Source organism: Protaetiibacter mangrovi, assembly GCF_024752305.1.
Taxonomy (GTDB): Bacteria; Actinomycetota; Actinomycetes; order Actinomycetales; family Microbacteriaceae; genus Homoserinibacter; species Homoserinibacter mangrovi.
Genome location: NZ_JANTHX010000004.1, coordinates 212,625 through 233,122 on the forward strand (window position 1 = coordinate 212,625; position 20,498 = coordinate 233,122).

Here is a 20,498-nt window from a genome sequence, read left to right on the forward strand (position 1 = left end):
GGGGTTACGTTCCTGCGGTCGGCGGGGAGCGCCCGTCGACGTCCAGACAGAAGGAGCACCCCATGCGCACCATCCCCCGCACCGCGATCGCCCTCTCGGCGCTCGCCCTCGCGTTCAGCCTCTCCGCCTGCAGCACCACCGGATCCGACAGCTCGTCGTCCGGCTCCGACTCGGGGTCGTCGTCCTCGAGCGACTCGGGCTCGTCGTCGACCGCGTCGCGCAGCGGCGACTTCGCGGGCCTCAACGACCAGATGGTGGCGGGCACCGTCGAGGTGAGCGACACCGAGATCACCCTCTCCGGCTTCTCGTCGAGCGAGGGCCCCGACCTGCACATCTACCTGACGAACGGCGACGACGAGGCGGCCGTCGAGGCCGGCATGGAGATCTCGACCGTCTCGTTCAGCGAGGCCTCGCAGACCTTCTCGCTCAGCGGAGTCGACGTGTCGGGCTACGACACGGTCGTCATCCACTGCGACAAGGCCAAGGCCGTGTTCGGGGCGGCGTCGCTGTCGTGAACACCACCCGCGGGTCCCTCGTCGCGTCGATCCTGCTCGGCGCGACGAGGGTCGCCCTCGGCGCCTTCTGGCTGAACGAGGGCCTCTTCAAGTACCAGGCCGGGTTCGCCGGCGACGACATCCGGCTCGTGGTCGACGGCGCCACCCGCAACAGCAGGGTGCCGGAGTACTTCCAGGCGTTCGCCGACGGCCCCATGCGGGCCGCCTCCGAGCTGCTCGGGTTCGTGATCCCGCTGCTCGAGACCGGTCTCGGGGTGGTGCTCGTGCTCGGGCTGCTGACCTTCCCGGCGGCGCTCGGCTCGGTGCTCACGCTCATGCTCTACTGGTCGGCCGACCAGCTGATCGCCCAGTACCCGGTGATGGTGGTGCTGTCGCTGCCGATCGTCGCCTGGCCGCTGCTCGCGTCGCGCTTCGGGCTCACGAGCCTGCTCGAGCGGATGCGGTTGCGCCGCCACCCGGACGCGCGGCCGCTCGCCCCCGCGGTGCGCCGCTGGCTCTGAGGCCCCGGGGGCTGCATCACGGTGACGCGGAGCGAGGGTCGCGCCGCACGGGTGCGACCCTCGCCGGCGGCGTCAAGGGCCGGTGATGCCGCCGGTCGGCGCGATCTCGGCGATGCGTGCGAGGTCGGCCGGGGTGAGCTCGAGCTCGGCGGCCGCGATGTTCTGGGCGGCGCGCTGCGGGTTGCGGGATCCCGGGATCGGCACGATGTAGTGCTTCTGGGCGAGCAGCCACGCGATCGAGAGCTGGGCCAGCGTTACGCCCTTGGATTCGGCGAACTCGGTGAGCCGGCCGACGATGGCGACGTTCTCGTCGTAGACGCCCGGCGCCCACCACGGGATGTGCTGCCGGAAGTCGTTCGCGTCGTAGCCGGAGCGGGGCTGCACGGCGCCGCCGAGGAATCCGCGGGCGAGCGGCGAGTAGGCGACCAAGCCGATGCCGAGCTCCTCGAGTACCGGGAAGAACGCCTCGGCGCTGCGCTCGAAGACCGAGTACTCGGTCTGCAGCACCGTGATGGGGTGCACGGCATGCGCGCGGCGCACGTTGTCGGGGGTCGTGTTGGACAGCCCGAGGTACTTCACCTTGCCGGCCTGAACGTACTCCTGCATGACGCCGACGACGTCTTCGACCGGCACGGCCGGGTCGTCGACGTGCTGGTAGAGGACATCGATGTAGTCGACGCCGAGGTTCTTGAGGCTGTTGTCGATGACCTCGCGGACGTGGTCGAGCTGTGAGTTCGGGGTGAAGCTCGGCGTGAATCCGAACTTCGTGGCGATCGTCACCCCGTCCCGGATGGGCGCGAGAGCTCGGCCGAGAAGCTGCTCGCCGGCACCCCATCCGTACATCTCGGCGGTGTCGAAGTGGGTGACGCCCAGTTCGTTCGCCGTGCGGATCGCGGCGATGGATTCGGTGTCGTCGCGGGGGCCGTAGCCGACGGCGGTGCCCATCGAGCCGTAGCCGATGGCGGACGTGCTCAACCCCTGCCGACCGAGGGTGCGCTGTTCCATGATGGTTCCCTTCTCATGTGAATGATGTCACTATACGCCAATAGTGTCAGAGACTGACAGAATTGGCGCTGTATGATCGCTGTGTGAGCGAGCCCACGAAGTCCGGGACGCGCGAGATCGCGCGCGATGCCGTGCGCGCCCGCATCTCGGAGGTGGCGGTCGACCTCTTCGACGAGCACGGCTTCGCCAACGTGACCGTCGAGCAGATCGCGACCGAAGTCGGGATCTCCGCGCGTAGCTTCCACCGGTACTTCGCGGTGAAGGAAGACGCGGTGATCGCCGAACCGATGGGCTGGGGGGTATTCGTCCGGGATCGGTTCGCAGAACGACCGGCTGACGAACCGGTGTGGGAGGGTCTGCTCGCCGCCTACGAGGCACTCCTCGCGCAGCCGGACCGCGACGACGTGCGAGGCAAGCGCGCCATGAGGGTGCTGGGCAGCACGCCGAGCCTGCGCGCCCGCAATCTCGAAAAGCACCTGCTCTGGGCGCAGCTCCTCACCCCGCTCGTCGCCGAGCGTCTACGCGGACCCCAGCGACTCCTGCGCGCCGAGGCGCTCGTGCACTCATCCCTCGCGTGCTTCGACATCGCACTGGGGAACTGGGCGCAGTCGGAGGCCGCTGCAGACCCTGCAGCTTTGCTCCGCACCGCATTCGCCGAAATCGCGGCGGTCTCGTAGCCCACTGCCGCCGACGAGCGAACCGTTGCGTGCGGGTTCGGCACAGGAAGCGCTCCGGGCCGAGCAAGCCCTCAGGCAACAGGCCCTAGGCGGGGCGCGTGGTCGCGCCCTGTGCGGCGGGGTGCCGCTCGGAGAGCATCTCGAAGTAGGTGCACGGGTTCGAGTGCACGGCCGCCGAGGCCTCGCCCCCGAGCAGGGCGTCGCCGAGGATGATCGCGCTGCAGTCCCAGACGGTGTGCGAGGTGCGCTTGTCGTAGGCGAATCCGGCGCCGCACGCGCAGCGGCTCTTCGCCGAGTAGACGAGGCGCCGGCGCAGGGACTCCTGACGGCGGCGACGCCACCATTCCTTCAGGCTCGACACGGGTAGGAAGTGTACGACGGTTCCCCCGCGGATTCCGAATCGGCCTCGGCGGGGCGCCGGGTGGGGTCAGTCGTGCTCGAGCGAGGGCTCGTCGGGCAGGGCGAGCGTGAGTGCGGCGATCGCGATGCGGCCGTCGCGTTCGAGTTCGCGACTCAGCTGACGAAGCCGCACGGCGACGATCGACTCGGCGTCGTCGTCGACCAGGTCGACCGCGGCGATCAGCAGCAGCTGCCCCGGGCCCACGAACTCGAGGTGCAGGAACGTCAGGCGCGAGATCGCCGGATGCAGCAGCAGGCGCCGCGCGACCTCCCGGCGGACGGCATCCGGCGGCGCCTCGCCCACCAGGAAGCGCCGGTTGCGCTGGATCAGCACCACCGCCACCACCGCGAGCAGCACGCCGATCAGGATCGAGCCGATGCCGTCGAACAGCGCGAGCCCGGTGATCTCGTGCAGGGCGAGGGCGCTCGCGGCGATCGCGAGGCCGATGAGCGCCGCCACGTCTTCGAACACCACGGCCCGCAGCGTCGCGTTCGAGCCGTTCAGCACGTAGTCGACCGGGTCGCGGTCGAGTTCGGCGGTCTCGCGTCGCACCTGGCGCAGCGACTGGGCGAGCGAGACGCCTTCGAGCACCGCCGCCACCGCCAGCACGATGTAGGCGACGAGGTAGTCGGTCGCGCGCTCCGGCGCGACGAGCTCGCGGATGCCGGTGGCGATCGAGAGCACGGCGCCGATCGTGAACAGCCCGAAGGCGGCGAACAGCGACCAGAAGTACACGTCGCGGCCGTAGCCGAGCGGATGCGCGCGGTCGCGCCGCCGGCGCCCCGAGCGCTCCGCGAGCAGCAGGAACACCTCGTTGCCGGCGTCGGCCCAGCTGTGCAGCGCCTCGGCCACGAGCGACGCCGAGCCGGTGAGCACGGCCGCGACGGTCTTCGCGATCGCGACGGCGATGTTCGCGAGGAATGCGATCACGACGGCCATGCGCCCCATCCTGCCGGTCTGCGCACTAGGCCGCGAAGGTGCCGGGCGCCGCGCCGAGCACCCGGCGGAAGTGACGGCTCATGTGCGCCTGGTCGTGGAAACCCGCCCGCGCAGCCACCTCGGCGGCGGGGAGGCCCGCCCGGAGCAGCTGGCGCGCGCGATCCACCCGCAGGGCGGTCAGGTAGCGATGCGGGGGTATCCCGTAGCTGCGGGAGAAGACCCGCACCAGGTGGCTCGGGTGGGTGCCGAGCAGGCGCGCCGCCTCCGCGATGGTGAAGGACTCGTCGACACGGTCGTCGAGCATCTGCCGCAGCCGCCGGGCGAGCGGGGCGTCGGATGCGGTGCGGAGGAGGCGGGACCCATCCGCGGACGCACGCGCGAGGTCCGCGAGCGCCAGCACGCCGCACTCCGCGGCGAGCGCATCGCCCGGCGCCCGGAGTGCCTCGTGGATTCCCGCCACGATGCCGATGGCTCGCGGATCCCGCAGCGCCGGTTCACGGGCGGCGGCCACTTCTGACGTCGGCGGCAGCCACTCGCGGTCGAGGTACAGCACGCGCTTGCGGAACGGCCTGCCGGCGACTGCCGTGCGCCCGTCGTGGGGGATCTGCGGTGGAAGCAGCGTGACCGTTCCGGGAACGGCGTGGTGCCCCGCGCGGTCGAGGGCGTACGCGACGGCGCCGTCGTCGATGAGCAGCACCGTCCAGTCGTCGTGCACGTGGGCGGGGTAGGCATGCTGGGAGAACGTGGCGTGCAGCACCTCCCGGATGCCGGGCACCTCCGGGTGCCAGGCGCGCACGCTGTCGGCCATGCAAGGAACGTACAAGACGGCGGTGGATCCCGCGGGGGATGCTGCCGTCATGGACGAGAGCGACGACCGCGAGCCCGACCGCACCCGCTTCGACACGAAGGCCGTGGTGGTGGTGCGCGACGACCTCGCGCCCTGGCAGGAGCTCAACGTGACCGCGTTCCTGATGAGCGGCATCGCCACGAGCGAGCCTGGACTGGTCGGAGAGGCGTACCGGGACGCGGACGGCAACGACTACCTGCCGATGCTGCGGCAGCCCGTGCTCGTGATGACCGCATCCGGGGAGGTGCTCGCCTCGGCGCGCGAGAAGGCGATCGTGCGGTCGATCCCGGTCGCCCTCTACACGCGCGAGCTGTTCTCCACCGGCCACGACACCGCGAACCGTGCCGCGGTCGCGGCCGTGCCTGCCGCAGCGCTGGACCTCGTCGGCATCGGCATCCTAGGTCCGCGCAACGTCGTCGACCGCATTCTGAAGGGCGCGCGGATGCACCCCTGAGGTGCGCCGTCCCGGGAGCCTCATCGCTCGCGCTGTCAAGCCCGTCGCCGGGCGGGATGCCGCGACCTACCGTGGCGGCATCGAGAGAAGGAGATCATCATGACGAGCAACTACGCGGCCCCCGTGCCCCTCGACCCCGACGACGAAAACATCGACTCGGGCGACGCGGTCGAGGAGGGCACCATCGAGCGCGACGGCGAGGTGCAGCTCGATCCCGACGTCGACGAGGATCGCGTCGACAGCGCCGAGGCCGATCGGCTGGCATCCGGCGCCGACACCGACGACCCGGGGGTGCTCGGGCTCTGAGGTCTAGCGGCGCTCGGGCGCGAGCAGCAGCACGAGCCCGAGCCCGACTCCGCCGCCGACGAGCTGCGCTGCCGCGAACCCGAGTGCGGACGCCGGATCGATGCCCGCGAAGGTGTCGCTGAAGACGCGCCCGAGGGTGACCGCCGGGTTCGCGAACGAGGTGGAGCTCGTGAAGAAGTAGGCGGCGCCGATGTAGGCGCCGACGGCGGGCGCCGCCCAGGCGCCGCGACCGGTGCGGGCGAGCACGAAGATCACGAGCACGAGTCCTGCGGTCGCGACGACCTCGGCGAGCGCGTGCTGCCACGACAACCGGTGGGTGGTGCTGATGGTGGTCGGCGCCCCGAACATCGCGTTCGCGAGCACGGCGCCCGCGACACCGCCCGCGAGCTGTGCGGGCAGGTAGCCGAGCGCATCCGCCCAGGGCCGGCGGCCGACGGCGAGGTCGACGAGCGAGACGACGGGGTTGAGGTGGGCGCCGCTGATCGGCTGGAGCACCGCGATGAGCACGGCGAGCCCCATCGCGGTCGCCAGCGCGTTCTCGAGCAGCTGCAGACCGGCGTCCGCGGGGGAGAGTCGCGAGGCGGCGACCCCCGAACCGATGACGACGGCGACGAGCAGCGCGGTGCCGAGGAACTCGGCGAGCAGCCGCCGGGGCAGGGAGGTCATCAGACGGTCGTCAGCAGCGACGCGACCGCGTCGAGCGAGCCCGGCACCAGACGGTAGTAGGCCCAGGTGCCCCGCTTGGACCGCGTGAGGAAGCCGGATTCAACGAGCACCTTGAGGTGGTGCGAGACGGTGGGCTGCGACAGCCCGAGCGGCTCCTGCAGGTCGCACACGCAGGCCTCCTGGTCGTCGTGCGCCGCCACGATCGACACGATCCGCAGCCGCGCCGGGTCGGCGAGCGCCTTGAGCGAGCGGGCGACGGCGTCGGCATCCTCCACCGAGATCGCCTCGCGGGTGAGCGGCGCGCAGCAGGCGGTCACGTCGCGGATCGGGAGCAGTTCGGTGACCGGCATGGGCATCAGCATCCCATATAGATCGATCCATGTCGATATTGACGGCGATCGATGTTTGGGTCAGACTCGGCGCATGACCACACCCACCGTGCTCTTCGTGTGCGTGCACAACGCCGGCCGCTCGCAGATGGCCGCCGGCTACCTGCAGGCCCTCGCGGGCGACCGCGTGCAGGTGCTCTCCGCCGGCAGCGAGCCCGCCGACCGCATCAACCAGGTCGCCGTCGCGGCGATGGCCGAGGAGGGCATCGACATCACGGGCAACACCCCCAAGATCCTCACCACCGACGCCGTGCGCGAATCGGATGTCGTGATCACCATGGGCTGCGGCGACACCTGCCCGATCTTCCCCGGCAAGCGCTACGAGGACTGGGAGCTCGACGACCCGGCCGGCCAGGACCTCGAGCACGTGCGCCCGATCCGCGACGACATCCGCGCCCGCATCGAGGCGCTCATCGCCGAGATCGCGCCCCTCGGGGAGTCGGCGTGATCCTCGCGGCCGCCGCCCCCGAGATCGCCGGGACGGCGCGCACCGCGCTGCCCGTCGTCGTGATCGGCGCGGGACCGGTCGGTCTCGCGGCCGCGGCGCAGCTGCTCGAGCGCGGCATCGAACCGCTCGTGCTGGAGCGCGGCGACGGGCCGGGGGCCGCCATCCGCGAGTGGGGGCACATCCGCCTGTTCTCGCCGTGGCGCGAGGTGCTCGACGCCGCCGCGGTGCGGCTGCTCGAGGGCACCGGATGGCCCGCCCCCGAGCTCGAGCGCGCGCCGACGGGGCTCGAACTCGTCGAGCGGTACCTCGAACCGCTCGCCCGCACCGACGCCCTCGCGGCGCGCGTGCGCTACGGCGTCGAGGTCGACGGGGTGTCGCGGGTCGGCATGGACCGCACCCGCAGCGCCGGCCGCGCCGAGACCCCCTTCCTGCTGCGGCTCGCAGACGGCGAGGAGCTGCGCGCCCGCGCCGTGATCGACGCCTCGGGCACCTTCGCGCAGCCGAACGGGGTGATCGCCTCCGGCCTGCGCCCGCGTGACGCAGCTGCCGTGGCCGATCAGCTGACCCACGGGCTCCCCGACGTGCTCGGCCGCGACCGGGAGCGCTTCGCCGGGCGACACACGGTCGTCGTGGGCGCCGGGCATTCGGCCGCGAACACCCTGATCGCGCTCGCGCAGCTCGCCGACGAGGTGCCCGGCACGACGGTCGCCTGGCTCATCCGCTCGGCCTCCCCCGTGCGCGTCTACGGCTCGGACGGCGACCAGCTCGGCGGCCGCCGCTCGCTCGGCGAGGCCACCCACGAGCTCGTGCGCACGGGGCGCGTCGCGCTGCTGGACGAGTTCCTGGTCGCGGACGCCGCGCCCGTCGAGGGCGGCCGCGTCGCCCTGCGCGGCACGCGGGCCGAGGCACCCGCCGAGACGGTGGCCGACACGGTCGTCGTCGCGACGGGGTTCCGCCCCGACCTCGACATGCTGCGCGAGGTGCGCCTCCGGCTCGACGAGGTGGTGGAGGCGCCGGCGAGGCTCGCGCCGCTCATCGACCCCAACGTCCACTCCTGCGGCACCGTGCCGCCGCACGGTGTCGACGAGCTGGCGCATCCGGAGCCCGACTTCTGGCTCGCCGGCATGAAGAGCTACGGTCGCGCGCCGACCTTCCTGCTGATGACCGGCTACGAGCAGGTGCGTTCGATCGCCGACGAGCTCGCGGGCGCGCACGAGGCCGCGCGCCGCATCGAGCTGACCCTGCCCGAGACGGGGGTGTGCTCGACGAGCAATGCCCCGTCCCTGCTCGGCCGCGAGCTGCTCGCCTCCGACGGATCCTGCTGCGGATGACCGGGCTGCGCCCGATGCGCGAGGGCGACTGGGGCGCCGTGCAGGAGATCTACCGGCAGGGCATCGAGGCCGGCAACGCGACCTTCGAGACCGAGCCCCCGAGCTGGGAGCACTTCGACGCCGGCAAGCGCGCCGATCTGCGCCTCGTCGCGGTGCAGGGGGACGAGGTGGTCGGCTGGGCGGCGGCGTCGCCCGTGTCGTCGCGCGAGGTCTACCGGGGCGTCGTCGAGCACTCCGTGTACGTCGAGGAGGGCCACCAGGGGCAGGGCATCGGCCGCCTGCTGCTCGACGGGTTCCTCGACCTCGCGGCGCGCCAGGGCGTGTGGACGGTGCAGTCGAGCATCTTCCCCGAGAACGTCGCGAGCCTGCGGCTGCACGAGGCCTGCGGCTTCCGCACGGTCGGCCGTCGCGAGCGCATCGCCCTCATGCAGACCGGCCCGTGGGCGGGGCGCTGGCGCGACACGATCCTCATCGAGCGGCGCGCGTAGCTGACAGGATGAGAGCCTCGCTCACGATCGGGGGATCCGGATGGCCTATCGCGACGAACCCTCCGACGGGGTGGGTCAGCTCACCGCGCTGATGCGCGGCGCGGAGGCGACGGAGGGCGAGCCCGTCGATCCGGTCGAGCGTCGTCGCCGTCGTCGTCGCCGGCTGATTGCGACAGGTGTCGTCGTCGCCGTGGTGCTCGGTCTCCTCGGCGGGTACGCGGGCTACACGCTCAGCGCGCCGCTTCCCGCGGCGACCGGCGAGATCGAGCTCCCCGCGTCGCAGTCGGGGCCGGTCGTGGTCGTCGCGACGCCGCCCGACGGCGCATCGGCGATCAGCATCACCGGCGGCGACGACTATCTCGGCCCCGAGCTCGGCGGCATCCCCACCTCGAACGGCGGCGACGACCCGCGCCCGATGGCGAGCATCACGAAACTCGTCACGGCCCTCGTGATCCTCGACGCGCATCCGCTCGCCGGGCCCGACGACCCCGGCCCCACGATCACCTTCGACAAGGCCGACCACGACCTCTACGACGCCTACTACGTGCGTGGCGCGACGATCGCCGCGATGCCCACCGGCAGCTCCATGTCGCTGCACGACGCGCTCGAGATGATGCTCGTGGTCTCCGCCACCAACTACGCGGATGCGGTGGCGACCTGGGCGTTCGGGTCGCGCGCCGCATACCTCCGGGCCACGAAGGACTGGCTCGCCGCCAACGGTTTCAGCCGCACCACCGTCGTCGAGCCCACCGGGCTCGACCCGGGGAGCACCAGCACGCCGAGCGAACTGCTCGCGCTCGGTCGGCTCGCGATGGCGAACGCGTCGATCGCGTCGATCGTGGGCCTGCCCGCGCTCGACGTGCCGGGGTTGGCGGGGCAGGGCAACACCAACTCGCTGCTCGGCGTCCAGGGGATCCGCGGCATCAAGACGGGCACGCTCGACACCTCCAACCTGCTGTTCTCGTCGCAGCTCGACGTGGGTATCGGCGAGCCGCTCGACGTGACCGGGGTCGTGCTCGGCGGCTTCTCGCACGACACCGTCAGCCGCGACGTGCGGGCCTGGCTCGAGAGCATCCGGTCGGGCTTCCACGAGGTGACGGCCGCCGAGCAGGGGCAGCTGCTGGGTGTCTACACGACGCCGTGGGGCGAGAGCGCCCGCGTGGTCGTCGGTGAGACCGCCACGCTGCTCACCTGGTCGGACACACCGATCGTGCCGACGATGAGCAGTCTGCAGCTCACCTCGGGTGCCGACGGCGAGCAGCTCGGCGAACTGACCTGGACGGCGGGCAGCCGTGCAGTGACGGTTCCGGTGCTGCTCGACGGCGCCATCTCACCCCCCGACCAGTGGTGGCGCCTGACGCATCCGTTCGAACTCGGCTGAACCCTCCGAAGGCCAGGCCGACGTCGCCATCACCCCGGGCCACGTCGAGCACGCTTCCCGTCGTTAGAGTCGATGTCCGGAGGGGACGGATGACCACGCTGCAGGACGAGGCGCGCCGGAGCGCGATCGCGGAGTACGAGGTGCTCGACGCGCCGGCCGCCGACCTCGAGGGGCTGGTGTGGCTCGCGGCGACGCTCTGCGAGGTGCCGAAGGCGGTCATCAACATCATCGACGACCGCCTGCAGCACCAGGTCGCGGCGTTCGGCTTCGCGGCGGATGTGTGCAGCCGCGAGGACTCGATGTGCGCGGCCGTGTTCGAGCGCGCCGAGCAGGTCGTGGTGGCGGATTCCCGTGAGGATGCGCGCTTCGCCCACAACCCCTTCGTCGCCGGCGAGATCGCGCACGTGCGCTTCTACGCCTCCAGCCCCCTCGTCACCCCCGACGGGATCCCGATCGGCACGCTGTGCGTCTTCGACGACGAGGTGGGGGAGCTGACGCCGGACCGTCGGCAGGGGCTCGCGCTGCTCGCCGAGCAGGTGGTCGAGGCGCTCGAGCTGCGCCGGGTGGCGCGGGAGCTGCGCCACTCGAACCAGCAGCTGGAGTCGTTCGCGGGCCAGATCGGCCACGACCTGCGCAACCCGCTCACGGCGGTCGCCGGGTTCATCGAGCTCGCGGCGACGAGCCCCGAGCTCGACGACGCGCCCGACGCGAAGCAGTCGCTCGCCCGCGCGGATGCCGCCGCCGCGCGGATGCACGCGATGATCTCCGATCTGCTCGACTACGCCCGCTTCGGTGGCGCGAAGCCGCGTCGGGAGCCGCTCGACCTGCCCGGCCTGGTCGCCGCGGTGCTCGACGACCTCGGCCCCGCCGTCGCCGAGAGCGGCGCCCGGGTGTCGAGCGAGGTGCGGGTCGATGCGGTGGGCGACCCCACCCTCGTGCGCGCCCTGCTGCAGAACCTGGTGGCGAACGCGATCAAGTTCACCGCGGCATCCGGTGCCGCACCGCGGATCGACATCCGGGCGTCGGAGATCGACGGCGGCTGCCTGCTGACCGTCGACGACGACGGGCCCGGCGTGCCCGTGGACCAGCGCGAGCGCGTGTTCGAGCTCATGGAGCGCGGCCGTGCGGGCGTCCCGGGGCTCGGTATCGGACTGGCCACCTGCCGCCGCATCGTCGAGGCGCACGGCGGACGCATCGGCATCGACGACTCGCCCCTCGGCGGCGCCCGGGTCTGGGCGACCCTGCCGCGGTAGCTCAGGCCTCGCGTACGCCCGTCAGCGTGCCCGCGGCGAGCACGTGGCCGGCGACCGCCGCCGGGACGGCGGCGACCTCCGCGAGCTGCTCGAGCGGCGCCGGCGCGTCGAGGGCGTAGACGTGGATGCGGTAGCGGTGGGGTCCGTGGCCCGGGATCGGCCGGGGACCGCGGTAGGACGACGGTCCGCGCCGTCCCCGCAGGAACCGCGCACCGGGGGCGCCCGCGCCGAGACCCCCTTCGGGGATGCCCTCGGCCGCCGGGGTGACGGCCGCGACCGCGTGGATGCGTGGATTCGGCGCCGGGCTGCCGACGTCCTCCATGATCACGAGCACGTCGACGGTTTCGGCGGGGAGCGCGTCCCAGCGCAGCGCGGGCGACACATGCTGCCCGATCAGCCATCCGCAGCTGCGGTCGGGGATCTGCTCGCCCTCCGCGAAGCTCGGCGAGGTCACGACGATGCGGTTCGGGGTGGCGAGCTCGGGCGCGCGGGCGATGCTCAGCGCCTCGTCGGCGTGGCGATGCCGCAGCGCGCGGCCGAGGGGGGTGAGCAGGGTTTCGACGGGATGCATGGGTTCCTCCGGGGTCAGGAGTCGCCGAGGCGCAGCAGCAGCGGCGCGGCGCGGGCTATGTCGGCGAGCTCGTCCTCGGTGAGCTCGGCGAGGCGGGCGTTCAACCAGTCGCGACGGTGGCGCAGCGATGCGTCGGCGGCGCTGCTGCCCTGGGCGGTGAGCTGGAACACCACGCGCCGGCGGTCGACGTCGTCGCGGCTCTTCGTGAGGTGGCCGAGCGCCTCCAGCCGGCGCACGGTCTGGCTCATCGAGCCGAGCGTGACGTGAGCGCTCGCGGCGAGCTCGGTCAGGCTCATCCCGCCGCGCTTCTCGAGCACGACGAGCACCTGCAGCGCCGCATCCGGCACCTCGCCCTCGAGCCGCTCCGAACGGAAGCGGCTCGCCAGGCGGGTCACGGCTCGACGCAGCTCGGCGCCGACGTCGTCGGTGTGCTCTGCCATGGCTCCTCCAATTGCTGAGTACACCATAGCATTTACTTAGTGTTACTAAGCAAATCGGACGCTAGCCGATGAGCCCCCGCCGCACCATGCTCTCGGCTGCGGATGCGATCGCCTCGACCGCGGGGCGCGCGGTGTAGCCGAGCATGCGGCGTGCCTTTTCGGTCGTGAAGCGCTTGCGGTAGCCGAGGTCGGGCGCGAGCGCGCGGAACTGCGGCGAGAAGAGGGCGCCGAGGCGCACCACGACGTTCGGGATCGCGCGGGTCGGCACCTTCGCGGCCGCGTCGCCCACAGCGGCCCGCACCGTGGCGCCGATCTCCCGGAGCGACATGACGGGGTCGCTCGCGATCAGGAAGCGCTCCCCCGCCGCCTCCGGGGTGGTCATCGCCGCGACGTGGGCGGCGGCGACGTCGCGCACGTCGACGACCGGGATGTACAGCGCGGGGTAGCCCGGCATCCGTCCGGCGAGCATGTTCTGGATGATGTGGTTCGAGCCCGACACGGCGTCGCCCATGACCGGCCCCATGACCGCCACCGGCAGCAGCGTCGTGAGCTCCATGCCCCGCCCCTCGGCGGCGACGAAGTCCCACGCGGCGCGCTCCGCGAGCGTCTTGCTCTTGCCGTAGGCATCGACCCCCGGTCCATCGATCACCGTCCAGTCGTCGTCGGTGAAGACGTGGTCGTCGTGAAGGTGGCCCCAGCTGACGGCGTGGAACGCCGACGTCAGCACGACGCGACGCACCCCCGCATCGCGGGCGGCCCGCAGCACGCGCAGCGCGCCGTCCCGGGCGGGCGCGATCAGCTGCTGCTCGTCGTCGACGTGCCCGGGCATGACCGGCGAGGCCACGTGCATCACGGTGTCGACGCCCGCGACCGCGGCATCCCATCCGGCGTCGTCGAGCAGGTCGGCGGCGACGAACTCGAGGGCGTCGCCCCGGGTCATGCCCGCGTCGGTCAGCACCTCGCGGACCGCGGGCTCCTTCGCGAGCGAGCGGACGGTCGCGCGCACCCGGTACCCGGCGTCGAGCAGCTGCAGGATGACGTGGCCGGCGATGAAGCCCGAGCCACCGGTGACGAGAACGGTCGGAGAGGTCATGCTCCGAGTGTGCGAGGCCGCCGTGCGGGCAGCGAGAGCCCCCGCGATCCTGGGAGTCGGGGGACCAGGATCGGCGCGTTCCGCGGGGTTACGGTGAGACGGTGAGCGACGAGCCGAACCCGCTGGGCGGGTTCCTGCGCGCCCGGCGGGAGCTCGTGACCCCCGACGACGTCGGCATCCCCGTGCTCGGCACGCGGCGCGTCGCCGGATTGCGGCGCGAGGAGGTGGCGATGCTCGCGGGCATCAGCGCCGACTACTACCTGCGTCTCGAGCAGGGCCGCGACCGGCACCCCTCGGCCCAGGTGCTCGAGTCGATCGGGCGGGTGCTGCAGCTCGACGACGAGGGGATGGCGTACCTGCTCGGGCTGGTCGCCGAGAAGCCCCGGCGCACCCGGCGGGTGCGCCGCGAGGTGGTGCCGGCGGGCACGCTCACGCTCGTGCGGCAACTGCCGCTGCCCGCATTCGTGGAGGGCCGCTACCTCGACGTGCTCGCCTCGAACCCGCTCGCGCTCGCGCTGTCGCCGCGGCTGCGGATCGGCGGCAACCGGCTGCGCGACGTCTTCCTCGACCCCGAGGAGCGGGCGATGTTCCCGCAGTCGGAGCAGGCGGCCGCCGGGCTGATCGCCGGATTCCGCGCCTCGATCGGCGCCGACACCGACGACCCGCGGGTGATCGAGCTCGTGGGCGAGCTCTCGGTCGCGAGCCCGCTGTTCCGTCGGCTGTGGGCGCGGCACGACGTGGGACCCCGGCAGGGCGCGGTCGTGCCGTTCGAGCATCCGCAGCTGGGCGAGCTGCGGCTCAACCGCGAGAAGCTGCTGATCGGCGGCACCGATCGCATGACGCTCGTGATCTACCACGCCGATCCGGGTTCGGATGCGGCGGAGAAGCTGGCGCTGCTCGCCTCGATGGGCGCGGAGTCGCCCGCCCGCTGACGGGGCTTGCGGCGTATCGTCGCGGGCATGTGCCGCAACATCCGCTGCCTCCACAACTTCGAGCCGCCCACCACCGACGACGAGGTGCGCGAGGCCGCGCTCCAGTTCGTGCGCAAGGTGAGCGGGTCGACGCATCCGTCGCGCGCCAACACCCCGGCGTTCGAGCGGGCGATCGACGAGATCGCGGTCGCCACCCGCCGGATGCTCGACGAGCTCGTCACGAACGCGCCGCCCAAGAACCGCGAGGCCGAGGCCGTGAAGGGGCGCGCCCGCCACGAGAAGCGCATGGAGCGCGAGGTGCGCATCCGCACCGGTGTCGCGTGAGGCGGGTGCTGCGCGCGCAGAGGCGAGAGGATGAGGAAATGCACGCATCCCACTTGGCGACCCCGGTGCAGACCCTGCCGGCATCGTCGACCGTCGCCGAGGTCGCGAGCCGGGTGCTCGACGCCGCGCTGCCCGGTGTGGTCATCGACGGACCCGAACCTCGACGGGTGCGCTGGGTGTCGACAGCCGACCTGATGCGCCTCATCGCCCCGCGCTACGCCCGCGAGGACCTCGCCGTCGCGGCGGTGCTCGACAGCGCCGACTCGCGGGGCATCGAGGGGGTGCGCGCCTCGCAGATCGGCGCGGTGCTCGACGACGACGACGTGCACTACGAGATCGAGCAGGTCGAGGCCGATGCCGGGCTGCTCGAGCTCGCGTTGCGTCTCGTGCACTCCCGCGCACCGCTGCTGCTCGTCGAATCCGGCGACGACCCTCCCGGTTTCGTGACCGACGCGCAGGTGCTGAGCGCCCTCACAGAGGTGTCCGACGGCGGGGCGGGGAGGCGGTGACGGCGCTCGCGATCGCCGCCCTCGCGATCTTCATCGTCGCCTACATCCTCATCGCGACCGAGAGGGTGCCCCGCATCGCGGTGGTGCTCGGCGCATCCGCGCTGCTCGTGATCCTCGGGGCCACGGACGATCAGGCCATCTTCTTCTCGGAGGAGACCGGCATCGACTGGAACGTGATCTTCCTCCTCTTCGGGATGATGGTCATCGTCGGCGTCGTGCAGCACACGGGCGGGTTCGAGTTCCTCGCGATCTGGGCCGCGAAGCGCGCGCGGGGTCGGCCGATGCGCATCATGATGGTGCTGCTCGTGCTCACCGCGGTGCTCTCGGCGTTCCTCGACAACGTCACGACGGTGCTGCTCATCGCGCCGGTGACGCTGCTCATCTGCGAACGCCTCGACATCCCCCCGGTGCCGTTCCTCATCGCGCAGGCGATGGCGAGCAACATCGGCGGCACCGCCACCCTCATCGGCGACCCGCCGAACATCATCATCGCCAGTCGCAGCGGCCTCACCTTCAACGACTTCCTGCTGAACCTCGGGCCGATCGTGGTGATCCTGCTCGTCGTGTTCCTCGGGTTGTGCTGGCTGCTGTTCCGCAAGCAGCTCCGCTACGACCCGGAGCGTGCCGCGCTCGTGATGGCGCTCGACGCCCGCGAGGCGATCCGCGACCTGCGGCTGCTCATCATCTCGCTCGTGGTGCTCGCGCTCGTGCTCACCGCGTTCGTGCTGCATTCCGCGCTCAACCTCGAGCCGGCCGAGGTGGCGCTGATCGGCGCCGGGCTGCTGCTGCTCGTGTCGAGGTTCGACCCGGTGAAGGCGCTCGCCGAGGTCGAGTGGCGCACCCTGGTGTTCTTCGCGGGCCTCTTCATCATGGTGGGGGCGCTCGTGAACCTCGACGTGATCGGCGTCGCCAGCCGGGCCGTGACCGACGCGGTCGGCGACCAGCACGCGCTCGCGGCGAACGTGCTGCTCGTCGGCTCCGCCGTGCTCTCGGCAGTGGTCGACAACATCCCGTACGTCGCCACCACCGCGCCGCTCACCGCCGACCTGGTGGCCGCCGGCGGCGATCAGGCCGAGCCGCTGTGGTGGGCGCTCGCCCTCGGGGCGGATCTCGGCGGCAACGCGACGGCGATCGGCGCGAGCGCCAACGTGGTGATGCTCGGCATCGCGCGCCGCAACGGGCACCCGATCTCGTTCTGGACGTTCACCAAGTACGGGCTGATCGTCACCGCCGTGACCATCGCGCTCTCGGTGCCGTACCTGTACCTGCGCTACTTCGCCTGAGCTCAGGGAACCGAGCGGATCGCCGCGTCGAGCACCTCGAGGTCGATGTCGGCAAGCTTGCGGAACTTCACGCAGTAGCCGGTGACGGTCGCCTTGCCGATGGTGTCGCCGATCGTGCGCGGCAGGTGGGTGCGATCCTCGAACCCCATCAGGTACACCGAGATGCCGCTCGTGTTGGCGCTGATCCCCACCCGGTAGAAGTCGCGGTCGGCCTGCCGCCCGTAGCCGACGTTCGGGTTTGAGACGACCTTGCCGCTCGCGTCCGTGCCGTCGAGGAACCACAGCTCCGCGTCGGGCATGAGACCCCGGATGCGCTCGTGCAGCTGGGTCAGTTCGGTGCGCTTCGGCTCGGGCTGGCCCGCGAGGTAGGCCTCGATCTGCGACTCGACCGTCATGGGTCTCGGTCTAGCAGATGCGGGAGGGCTACGGTGCGGTCAGATATCGAACCGAGGAAGTCAGACCCGCTCAGCCACGGGCAGGATCGCGACGGGCGCGGTCGCGGGAGCCATGGCGTGCCGACGGCGCGCGAGGCGCCCGGAGCTCAGAGCTGCGGCGGCCAGCGCGACGATCCCCAGCAGGATCGCGTAGCCGGATGCGGCCGGGGCGGCACCGACCAGCCCCACGAGGAGGCCGCCGCCGATGATGGCGCCCGCGAGAGTCACGTACGCGACCGCGAAGAACGCCGCGAACATCCCGGCCCGCTCGTGCGGCTCGACCTGCGGTACCAGCCCGCGGGTGCCGCCCGAGAGCGCCGAACCCGACCCCGCGCCGGCAACGACGGCCGCCACCCAGAGCAGCGGCATCGCATCCGCGGCGAGGCTGCCGAGCAGCAGGATCGCGGCGAGGCTCAGCGCGAGGCCGCCCGCGACCCGCAGCACGTGCGGGCTCACCGCGCTCGTGAACCCGGCCGCGGCCGTCGCGACCGCGAACATCACGAAGTTCAGCCCGCCGCTCACGATCGGGTCGGGCTCGCCGGACACCGTGCCGAGGATCACGGGCAGCAGCCCGAGGAACAGTCCGGTTGTGAGGAACGTGGCGATGATCGTCGGCACGGTGGTGGCGAACAGCCGGCGGGCCGACGCGGGTACCGAGATGCGGGGGAGCAAGGATGCGAGGGCGCCGGGGCGGCGGGTCGACGTCTCGGGGGTGAGCACCGCCAGCACGGTGCCGACCGCCATGAGCACGACCAGCACGGTCCAGACGGTGAGGGCCGCGGCATCCGGGATCGCGAGCGACACGACTCCCGCGAAGAGCGCGCCGAGTCCGAGTCCGGCGGTCGTGGCGAGGCTCGTCATGACCGCGCCCAGCTTCTTGCGACGCTCGGGGGCGAGTTCGACGACCGCGGCGCCGAAGGTAGCGGATGCCACTCCGGTTGCGAGGCCCTGCAGGATGCGGCCGACGATCAGCCAGGTCACCGACGGCGCGACCAGGAAGATCACCATGGCGGCCAGTTCCACCGCGAGCGACGAGATCAGCAACGGGCGACGCCCGACGTAGTCGGAGAGCGAGCCGAAGACCAGCAGCGCCGCGATCAGGGCGATGGCGTAGACGCCGAACGCGAAGGTGAGCGTGGCGGGCGTGAAGCCCCAGTCGTGCTCATAGAGCGGGAAGATCGGGGTCGGCGCTCCCGCGGCGATGAAGAAGGCGAGCAGTGCGCCGGACATACCGACGAAGGCGGCGGTTCGAGAGAGCATGACGAACAGTATGCGCTTCAATCATTGAACTTGCAAGCTTCAATGAATGAATCTTGGTGATAGACTCAGGCCATGCCTCTCGGAACCGACTACGCGGGTCAGGACTGCTCCGTCGCCCGCGCCCTCGAGGTCGTCGGCGAGCGTTGGACGCTGCTGATCGTGCGCGACCTCTTCTACGGCATCCGCCGCTACAACGACCTGCGCAAGCACATCGGCCTGCCGCCGGCCACCCTCACCGACCGCCTCACCTCGCTGATCGCCCACGGTGTGGTGGCGCGCGTCGCGGGCGAGGGCGCGCGCGACGAGTACGAGCTCACCCCCAAGGGCGTGAGCCTGTGGCCCGTCATCTACGGCCTGTCGCAGTGGGGTGGCGCCAACTACGTCGAGGATGACAAGCGGATGCGCTACACGCACCGCTCCGACGGTGGCCTCATCCGCCCCGACGGCATCTGCCCCGGGTGCGGCGAGATCCCCGAGCCCACCGACATCGTCATCCAGAAGCGCTCCACCGCCGACACCGACCCGATCTCTGTCGCCCTGCGCGAGCCGCACCGTCTGCTCGAGCCGCTGCGCAGGTGAGAGCCTGCGCTACATGACGAGAGCCCCGGATCTCGACGATCACAGGGCTCTCCGTGGCGGTACCGGGAGGATTCAAACTCTTTCCCCTTGCGCGCCGGAGTCGGACGACTATTGACCGGGCATGACTCGATTGGAGTCGCTCACGAGCGGCCTCGATGACCACCGTTGGCGCCGAATCGTGGGGACAATGCGGCAGACCCGGATGCGCTACCAGCGGGTGAAGATCTTGGTGTATTCGTCCCGAACCTCCGCAGGCGGCGTCACGGTCCACCCGTGCTGCGCAAGCACTGCGGCAGCTTCTGCCTGAGCGTCCCGCACCGCGGTGCGGAGTTGGAATCGACGCCACTGCACTCGTCCGCTCTCGACTGCGTCCAGCCAATTGGGCTGGGCGTCGATGCCGCATTCGTGCACCAGGAACTGAAGCACGTCCTCCAGACAAGGGCGAAATCTCTCGCCGCCAACCGGAAAGTGAAGGGACGACATGTCGTGAGGCTTCGCTACGACGTCAGGTCGAACGTGATGAGCGCGGGCGAGGAGATGCGACATCGAACCGCGCTCAGCATGGATCTGCCAGTGCGCGATGGGATCGCTGTGCATGTCGGCTCGATACTCAAGCCGGAGAAGAGGAGTGCGATCGAGCGTGGAATGAACTGCGAAATCGGTACGAACTGCCTTGAGCCAGGTTTCGACGCTGTCCATCTCTAGATAGAAGACGACGCGAAGGCTAGCAAGCTCGACACCGCCGACGAACAGTGGGATCTTCTGAAGGTTGTTGTGCGGGTCAACCGGTTGTACGATGTATCGCTCGCCACCCGGCCCGGCGGTCGACGTCACGGTGATTGTTCCCGGCAATACGCCGCGAAGGGTCGTCTGAACCTGATCCGCGAACGCGGCGGACTGCTCCCGTAGCGTTGGCCGCGTCACTCGCCCGTGTCGTCCTCACCCAGAAGAAACGCGATCGCGTCCAGCTCCTCCTTGGCGTCCAGTTCGTCCTCGCTAAGGGTTGTAGTTGCATCGCGCTTGCGCAACTCGATCTCGTCGAATCCGATGCTCGTGAGTATGGCCTGCCGCCGTCCAAGAAGCGCGTCCCGCGAAACGTCCATCACTGGTGCCATCTCAACCTCCCCTTTGTTCGCTCAAGTGAAGCACGACCCGCAGACAAACCAGCGGCTCCCGGTCGAGGAGGGCGCGATCTGGGACAAGTCGGCCTAGAGCCGCGAAACCCCGAGTTACCAGCAGATGCGGGCTCGTGGGCTTCGCGTGGCGGTACAGGTGGCTTCGCGGTGCGCGCCTGCGGCGCGGCACGCTCGTGCCACGTTTCCTGGCGGATAGCACGAAACGCCCGCCCCGAGGGGCGAGCGTTTCGTCCTAGACGCGGTACCGGTGGGATTTGAACCCACGGATGGCGTGAACCATCACATGTTTTCGAGACATGCTCCTTCGGCCGCTCGGACACGGTACCGCCGACGAGTCT

Annotated in this window: 28 protein-coding genes and 1 tRNA gene; 15 read left to right on the forward strand and 14 right to left on the reverse strand. The window is 71.2% G+C overall.

The window, feature by feature from the left end; genetic code table 11:
- Positions 1 to 62: 62 nt before the first annotated feature.
- Both NUH29_RS03190 and NUH29_RS03195 read left to right on the forward strand, forming a co-directional pair.
- Positions 63 to 515, forward strand: a complete 453-nt coding sequence (locus NUH29_RS03190; RefSeq protein WP_258797507.1) for a DM13 domain-containing protein — start codon at positions 63 to 65, stop codon at positions 513 to 515.
- Entirely contained in the window at positions 512 to 1,015 is a 504-nt protein-coding gene (locus NUH29_RS03195) for a DoxX family membrane protein (protein WP_258797508.1), read from the forward strand. Before NUH29_RS03190 ends, NUH29_RS03195 begins: the two co-directional genes overlap by 4 nt.
- A gap of 72 nt (positions 1,016 to 1,087) precedes the next feature.
- On the opposite strand, the gene NUH29_RS03200 is transcribed toward NUH29_RS03195, so the two are convergent.
- A complete protein-coding gene (locus NUH29_RS03200) occupies positions 1,088 to 2,020 on the reverse strand; it encodes an aldo/keto reductase (protein WP_258797509.1) in 933 nt (310 codons plus the stop codon).
- 83 nt (positions 2,021 to 2,103) lie between these two features.
- Between NUH29_RS03200 and NUH29_RS03205 the strand changes: the two genes are divergently transcribed.
- Positions 2,104 to 2,697, forward strand: a complete 594-nt coding sequence (locus NUH29_RS03205) for a TetR/AcrR family transcriptional regulator (RefSeq protein ID WP_258797510.1) — start codon at positions 2,104 to 2,106, stop codon at positions 2,695 to 2,697.
- Positions 2,698 to 2,782: 85 nt separating this feature from the next.
- Here the strand turns inward: NUH29_RS03205 and NUH29_RS03210 are convergent, their stop codons facing one another.
- The 3 genes from NUH29_RS03210 to NUH29_RS03220 form a co-directional block, all read right to left on the reverse strand.
- Entirely contained in the window at positions 2,783 to 3,058 is a 276-nt protein-coding gene (locus tag NUH29_RS03210) for a hypothetical protein (RefSeq protein ID WP_258797511.1), read from the reverse strand.
- 66 nt (positions 3,059 to 3,124) lie between these two features.
- Positions 3,125 to 4,036, reverse strand: a complete 912-nt coding sequence (locus NUH29_RS03215) for a cation diffusion facilitator family transporter (protein WP_258797512.1) — start codon at positions 4,034 to 4,036, stop codon at positions 3,125 to 3,127.
- Positions 4,037 to 4,061: 25 nt separating this feature from the next.
- Positions 4,062 to 4,844 (reverse strand): helix-turn-helix transcriptional regulator, encoded by a 783-nt coding sequence (locus NUH29_RS03220; RefSeq protein WP_258797514.1) that lies wholly within the window; start codon positions 4,842 to 4,844, stop codon positions 4,062 to 4,064.
- A gap of 49 nt (positions 4,845 to 4,893) precedes the next feature.
- Here NUH29_RS03220 and NUH29_RS03225 point away from each other — a divergent pair, with 49 nt between their 5' ends.
- Positions 4,894 to 5,337, forward strand: coding sequence for a DUF2000 family protein (locus NUH29_RS03225; protein ID WP_258797515.1), 444 nt, complete (start codon positions 4,894 to 4,896; stop codon positions 5,335 to 5,337).
- A gap of 99 nt (positions 5,338 to 5,436) precedes the next feature.
- Positions 5,437 to 5,643, forward strand: coding sequence for a hypothetical protein (locus NUH29_RS03230; protein WP_258797516.1), 207 nt, complete (start codon positions 5,437 to 5,439; stop codon positions 5,641 to 5,643).
- Between the two features lie 3 nt (positions 5,644 to 5,646).
- Here the strand turns inward: NUH29_RS03230 and NUH29_RS03235 are convergent, their stop codons facing one another.
- Together NUH29_RS03235 and NUH29_RS03240 are read right to left on the reverse strand one after the other, a co-directional pair.
- Complete coding sequence (locus NUH29_RS03235; RefSeq protein ID WP_258797518.1) at positions 5,647 to 6,309, reverse strand: MIP/aquaporin family protein; 663 nt, start codon at positions 6,307 to 6,309, stop codon at positions 5,647 to 5,649.
- Positions 6,309 to 6,659 (reverse strand): ArsR/SmtB family transcription factor, encoded by a 351-nt coding sequence (locus NUH29_RS03240; RefSeq protein ID WP_258797519.1) that lies wholly within the window; start codon positions 6,657 to 6,659, stop codon positions 6,309 to 6,311. The genes NUH29_RS03235 and NUH29_RS03240 overlap by 1 nt, the downstream gene beginning before the upstream one ends.
- Before the next feature lie 73 nt (positions 6,660 to 6,732).
- On the opposite strand from NUH29_RS03240, the gene NUH29_RS03245 reads away from it, so the two are divergent.
- The 5 genes from NUH29_RS03245 (at position 6,733) to NUH29_RS03265 (ending at position 11,599) form a co-directional block, all read left to right on the forward strand.
- Positions 6,733 to 7,146, forward strand: coding sequence for an arsenate reductase ArsC (locus tag NUH29_RS03245; protein ID WP_258797520.1), 414 nt, complete (start codon positions 6,733 to 6,735; stop codon positions 7,144 to 7,146).
- Positions 7,143 to 8,477, forward strand: coding sequence for an NAD(P)-binding domain-containing protein (locus NUH29_RS03250; protein WP_258797521.1), 1,335 nt, complete (start codon positions 7,143 to 7,145; stop codon positions 8,475 to 8,477). Before NUH29_RS03245 ends, NUH29_RS03250 begins: the two co-directional genes overlap by 4 nt.
- Positions 8,474 to 8,965: a GNAT family N-acetyltransferase gene (locus NUH29_RS03255; RefSeq protein ID WP_258797523.1), complete on the forward strand. Its 492-nt coding sequence runs from the start codon at positions 8,474 to 8,476 to the stop codon at positions 8,963 to 8,965. The genes NUH29_RS03250 and NUH29_RS03255 overlap by 4 nt, the downstream gene beginning before the upstream one ends.
- Before the next feature lie 40 nt (positions 8,966 to 9,005).
- Positions 9,006 to 10,346, forward strand: coding sequence for a D-alanyl-D-alanine carboxypeptidase family protein (locus NUH29_RS03260; protein WP_258797524.1), 1,341 nt, complete (start codon positions 9,006 to 9,008; stop codon positions 10,344 to 10,346).
- A gap of 89 nt (positions 10,347 to 10,435) precedes the next feature.
- A complete protein-coding gene (locus NUH29_RS03265) occupies positions 10,436 to 11,599 on the forward strand; it encodes a sensor histidine kinase (RefSeq protein ID WP_258797526.1) in 1,164 nt (387 codons plus the stop codon).
- Position 11,600: 1 nt separating this feature from the next.
- Here the strand turns inward: NUH29_RS03265 and NUH29_RS03270 are convergent, their stop codons facing one another.
- The 3 genes from NUH29_RS03270 to NUH29_RS03280 form a co-directional block, all read right to left on the reverse strand.
- The gene (locus NUH29_RS03270) at positions 11,601 to 12,170 is read right to left on the reverse strand and encodes a YbhB/YbcL family Raf kinase inhibitor-like protein (RefSeq protein WP_258797528.1); all 570 of its coding nucleotides are present in this window, start codon (positions 12,168 to 12,170) and stop codon (positions 11,601 to 11,603) included.
- 14 nt (positions 12,171 to 12,184) lie between these two features.
- Positions 12,185 to 12,610 (reverse strand): MarR family winged helix-turn-helix transcriptional regulator, encoded by a 426-nt coding sequence (locus NUH29_RS03275; RefSeq protein ID WP_258797529.1) that lies wholly within the window; start codon positions 12,608 to 12,610, stop codon positions 12,185 to 12,187.
- Positions 12,611 to 12,671: 61 nt separating this feature from the next.
- On the reverse strand, positions 12,672 to 13,703 hold the full coding sequence (locus NUH29_RS03280) for an SDR family oxidoreductase (RefSeq protein WP_258797530.1): 1,032 nt from the start codon (positions 13,701 to 13,703) through the stop codon (positions 12,672 to 12,674).
- Positions 13,704 to 13,804: 101 nt separating this feature from the next.
- On the opposite strand from NUH29_RS03280, the gene NUH29_RS03285 reads away from it, so the two are divergent.
- Genes NUH29_RS03285 through NUH29_RS03300 form a run of 4 tightly spaced genes read left to right on the forward strand, consistent with a single transcriptional unit; the run spans position 13,805 to position 16,751 of the window.
- Complete coding sequence (locus NUH29_RS03285; RefSeq protein ID WP_258797531.1) at positions 13,805 to 14,635, forward strand: helix-turn-helix transcriptional regulator; 831 nt, start codon at positions 13,805 to 13,807, stop codon at positions 14,633 to 14,635.
- A gap of 27 nt (positions 14,636 to 14,662) precedes the next feature.
- Positions 14,663 to 14,959 carry a DUF2277 domain-containing protein gene (locus tag NUH29_RS03290; protein WP_258797533.1) on the forward strand — a complete coding sequence of 99 codons (297 nt, stop codon included), beginning with the start codon at positions 14,663 to 14,665 and terminating at the stop codon, positions 14,957 to 14,959.
- Positions 14,960 to 14,997: 38 nt separating this feature from the next.
- Positions 14,998 to 15,468, forward strand: a complete 471-nt coding sequence (locus NUH29_RS03295; RefSeq protein ID WP_258797534.1) for a CBS domain-containing protein — start codon at positions 14,998 to 15,000, stop codon at positions 15,466 to 15,468.
- Entirely contained in the window at positions 15,465 to 16,751 is a 1,287-nt protein-coding gene (locus tag NUH29_RS03300; RefSeq protein WP_258797536.1) for an ArsB/NhaD family transporter, read from the forward strand. Before NUH29_RS03295 ends, NUH29_RS03300 begins: the two co-directional genes overlap by 4 nt.
- 2 nt (positions 16,752 to 16,753) lie before the next feature.
- Here the strand turns inward: NUH29_RS03300 and NUH29_RS03305 are convergent, their stop codons facing one another.
- Positions 16,754 to 17,146: a DUF1801 domain-containing protein gene (locus NUH29_RS03305; protein ID WP_258797537.1), complete on the reverse strand. Its 393-nt coding sequence runs from the start codon at positions 17,144 to 17,146 to the stop codon at positions 16,754 to 16,756.
- A gap of 60 nt (positions 17,147 to 17,206) precedes the next feature.
- Positions 17,207 to 18,445 carry an MFS transporter gene (locus tag NUH29_RS03310; protein WP_258797538.1) on the reverse strand — a complete coding sequence of 413 codons (1,239 nt, stop codon included), beginning with the start codon at positions 18,443 to 18,445 and terminating at the stop codon, positions 17,207 to 17,209.
- Positions 18,446 to 18,517: 72 nt separating this feature from the next.
- Between NUH29_RS03310 and NUH29_RS03315 the strand changes: the two genes are divergently transcribed.
- A complete protein-coding gene (locus NUH29_RS03315) occupies positions 18,518 to 19,024 on the forward strand; it encodes a winged helix-turn-helix transcriptional regulator (RefSeq protein ID WP_258797539.1) in 507 nt (168 codons plus the stop codon).
- A 207-nt stretch (positions 19,025 to 19,231) separates the two neighbouring features.
- Here the strand turns inward: NUH29_RS03315 and NUH29_RS03320 are convergent, their stop codons facing one another.
- The 3 genes from NUH29_RS03320 to NUH29_RS03330 form a co-directional block, all read right to left on the reverse strand.
- Positions 19,232 to 19,858 carry a hypothetical protein gene (locus NUH29_RS03320; RefSeq protein WP_258797540.1) on the reverse strand — a complete coding sequence of 209 codons (627 nt, stop codon included), beginning with the start codon at positions 19,856 to 19,858 and terminating at the stop codon, positions 19,232 to 19,234.
- Between the two features lie 86 nt (positions 19,859 to 19,944).
- Positions 19,945 to 20,139 carry a hypothetical protein gene (locus NUH29_RS03325; protein WP_258797542.1) on the reverse strand — a complete coding sequence of 65 codons (195 nt, stop codon included), beginning with the start codon at positions 20,137 to 20,139 and terminating at the stop codon, positions 19,945 to 19,947.
- A gap of 260 nt (positions 20,140 to 20,399) precedes the next feature.
- Positions 20,400 to 20,486 (reverse strand) — tRNA-Ser (locus tag NUH29_RS03330).
- Between the last annotated feature and the right edge of the window lie 12 nt (positions 20,487 to 20,498).